A 3,612-nucleotide genomic window follows, 5' to 3' on the forward strand; every position below is an offset into this window, starting at 1 on the left:
AAAAAAGAAAATATACTTTTTAATGAGTAGTGGAATGAAACAAAAAGACCGGTGTTGTATAACACCGGTCTTTTTGTATGAAATAAAGTTTAAGAGAATAAGAGAAAGCAAGGCTTCGTGAAAAAATAAGTTGAATTTTCAAAAAAATAACTTCCTTTTCTGAAAATTTGTTATATAATATAAATCATAAAATTAAATCTGTTATAAAACAGTTTAAGAAAAGGAGATGCTAATATGTCAACGCAAACTTCACGGGTGACACTCGTTGGAGAATTATTACCATCGTATGGAGAAATTTTGACACCGGAAGCGCTCGCTTTTTTGAAAGAGTTGCATGAGAATTTCAACGAGCGCCGTTTACATTTACTACAAAGACGAGCGGAAAAACAAAAAAGAATTGATGCAGGGGAGTTTCCTAGCTTTTTACCGGAAACATCACATATACGCGAAGAAGATTGGACGATTGCCCCGCTTCCAGGAGATTTAGAGGATCGGCGTGTCGAAATCACAGGGCCAGTAGATAGAAAGATGGTAATTAATGCTTTAAATTCGGGAGCGCATCTTTTTATGGCAGACTTTGAAGATTCTAATTCTCCAACGTGGAAAAATATAATAGAAGGTCAGATTAACTTAAGAGATGCTGTTAGGGGAACGATTTCACACGAGAACGCAAGCGGAAAGGAATATCGCCTTGACAGTAAAACAGCTGTACTTGTCGTGCGCCCGCGTGGATGGCATTTAGAGGAAAAACATATGCAAGTTAGTGGAGAGAAGATGTCAGGGAGCCTTGTAGATTTTGGCTTGTACTTTTTCCATAATGCAAAAACATTGTTAGAGAAAGGAAGCGGGCCATATTTTTACTTACCGAAAATAGAAAGCTATTTAGAAGCTAGATTGTGGAATGATGTTTTCGTGTTTGCTCAGAAGTATATCGGAATTCCAAATGGAACGATTAAAGCGACTGTATTGTTAGAGACAATTCATGCTTCTTTTGAAATGGATGAAATTTTATATGAGTTACGTGACCATTCGGCTGGTTTAAATTGTGGACGCTGGGATTATATTTTTAGTTTTTTAAAAAGCTTTCGTAATCATAATACATTTTTACTTCCAGACAGGGCGCAAGTTACGATGACAGCACCGTTTATGCGCGCGTATTCTTTGAAAGTCATTCAAACTTGTCATCGCCGTAATGCACCAGCAATTGGAGGAATGGCAGCGCAAATTCCAATTAAAAATGATTCCGAGGCAAATGAAATTGCTTTTGAAAAAGTGCGTGCTGATAAGGAACGTGAGGCTTTAGATGGGCATGATGGGACTTGGGTTGCCCACCCGGGCCTTGTACCGGTTGCAATGGAAGTATTTGATCACATTATGAAAACATCGAATCAAATCTTTAGGAAACGTGAAGAAATTCATGTGACAGAAAAGGATTTGCTAGAAGTACCGGTGGGAACGATTACAGAAGATGGCCTTCGTATGAATATTAGCGTGGGTATTCAATATATTGCATCGTGGTTAAGCGGCCGAGGTGCAGCACCTATTTATAATTTGATGGAGGATGCAGCAACGGCAGAAATTTCACGAGCGCAAGTTTGGCAATGGATTCGTCACGAGGGCGGGAAGCTGAATGATGGACGTAAGATTACATTTGCTTTAGTAGAAGAATTTAAAGTGGATGAATTAGCGAAAATAGAACGAGAGATTGGTAGAGAACGATTTGAGAAAGGGAGATTCTTAGAAGCAACAAAGCTCTTTACTGATTTAGTTCGCAATGATGAGTTTGAAACATTTTTAACATTACCAGGTTATGAAATTTTATAAAAAAGAAAAGGGGATGGAAGAAATGAAAAACGAAAGAATTCAGCAATTACAAGAAAATTGGGAGTTAGATGAGCGTTGGAAAGGGGTAACACGTCCTTATTCTGCTGAAGATGTTATTCGTCTTCGAGGATCTATTGATATTGAACATACATTAGCGCGCCGCGGTGCGGAGAAACTTTGGCAATCGCTTCATACAGAGGACTACATTAATGCGCTTGGTGCATTAACAGGAAATCAAGCAATGCAGCAAGTGAAAGCAGGTTTAAAAGCAATTTATTTAAGTGGTTGGCAAGTAGCTGCGGATGCCAATTTATCTGGACATATGTATCCGGACCAAAGTTTATATCCAGCGAACAGTGTGCCGGCTGTTGTAAAAAGAATTAATCAAACATTGCAACGTGCAGATCAAATTCAGCATATGGAAGGCAGCAGTGATATAGATTATTTCGTACCGATTGTTGCAGATGCTGAAGCTGGATTTGGCGGTCAATTAAACGTATTTGAATTAATGAAAGGAATGATTGAAGCAGGGGCATCAGGTGTGCATTTTGAAGATCAGTTGTCTTCAGAAAAGAAATGTGGGCATTTAGGTGGAAAAGTATTACTACCGACGCAAACAGCGGTACGTAATTTAATTTCTGCCCGTTTAGCTGCGGATGTAATGGGCACGCCGACAGTAATTGTAGCAAGAACAGATGCAGATGCAGCAGATTTAATTACGAGCGACATCGATCCAGTTGATCAAGAATTTATTACAGGAGAAAGAACGCCGGAAGGTTTTTATCGTACAAAGGCGGGACTCGATCAAGCGATTTCGCGCGGCTTAGCATATGCACCGTATGCAGATCTTGTTTGGTGTGAAACGTCTGAGCCAAATTTAGAAGATGCGAAACGCTTTGCGGAAGCAATTCATGAGAAGTATCCAGGAAAGTTACTTGCATATAACTGTTCACCGTCGTTTAACTGGAAACAAAAATTAGATGAAAAAACGATTGCAAACTTCCAAAAAGAAATCGCATCATATGGTTACAAATTCCAGTTTGTAACACTTGCAGGATTCCATGCGTTAAATTACGGCATGTTTGAATTAGCACGCGGTTACAAAGAACGTGGTATGGCAGCGTATTCTGAATTACAACAGGCCGAATTTGCAGCAGAAGAGTATGGCTACTCTGCTACGCGTCATCAACGCGAAGTCGGAACAGGTTACTTTGATGAAGTAGCACAAGTGATTACCGGTGGGACTTCATCTACGACAGCGCTGAAAGGTTCTACAGAAGAAGCGCAGTTTACGAAATAAGTAAGGAAGCGGGTGCCCTTTAAGGGTACCCGTTTTTATTTTGTATGTATTCTGCTATTTGAGGTGCAAATCAAGGAGAAGAAGATAATTGTCTGTAAAAGCCCCGTTGGTGAAAGTTTTTATTAGGAAGGGATGCGTTACTTTATGAGGAATACCAAAAATTAGAAAATTTCATTTTCGGAAAAATATTGTACATTCTATTTTAAATATGCTATGATGAACTCAGTTGAATAACTAAATCAAGCAATCCATATATTATCAAGTGCTGAAAACGAACGAGAAAAAGTATGTGAAAACTGTTTTATGTTTCGTATTTGATAATGTGTGGATTCTTTTTTTATGTATGAAAACTAAAAAAATTCTATTTTCTTAGGAGGAAATAATAATGACAGTAACAGGTAAAGTAAAATGGTTTAACAGCGAAAAAGGTTTCGGTTTCATCGAAGTTGAAGGCGGAAACGATGTATTCGTTCACTTCTCAGCTATCA

Annotated in this window: 3 protein-coding genes; all 3 read left to right on the top strand. The window is 38.6% G+C overall.

Annotated features, from left to right (window positions below):
• The first annotated feature begins 234 nt into the window (after window positions 1–234).
• On the top strand, window positions 235–1,824 hold the full coding sequence (gene aceB / locus V7183_RS25510) for a malate synthase A (RefSeq protein WP_335361282.1): 1,590 nt from the start codon (window positions 235–237) through the stop codon (window positions 1,822–1,824).
• A gap of 22 nt (window positions 1,825–1,846) precedes the next feature.
• Window positions 1,847–3,124 (top strand): isocitrate lyase, encoded by a 1,278-nt coding sequence (gene aceA / locus V7183_RS25515; protein WP_335361283.1) that lies wholly within the window; start codon window positions 1,847–1,849, stop codon window positions 3,122–3,124.
• A 385-nt stretch (window positions 3,125–3,509) separates the two neighbouring features.
• On the top strand, window positions 3,510–3,612 hold a 103-nt coding region (locus tag V7183_RS25520), incomplete at its 3' end, for a cold-shock protein (protein WP_335361284.1).

The organism is Bacillus sp. JJ1127 (assembly GCF_036965845.1).
Lineage (GTDB): Bacteria > Bacillota > Bacilli > Bacillales > Bacillaceae_G > Bacillus_A.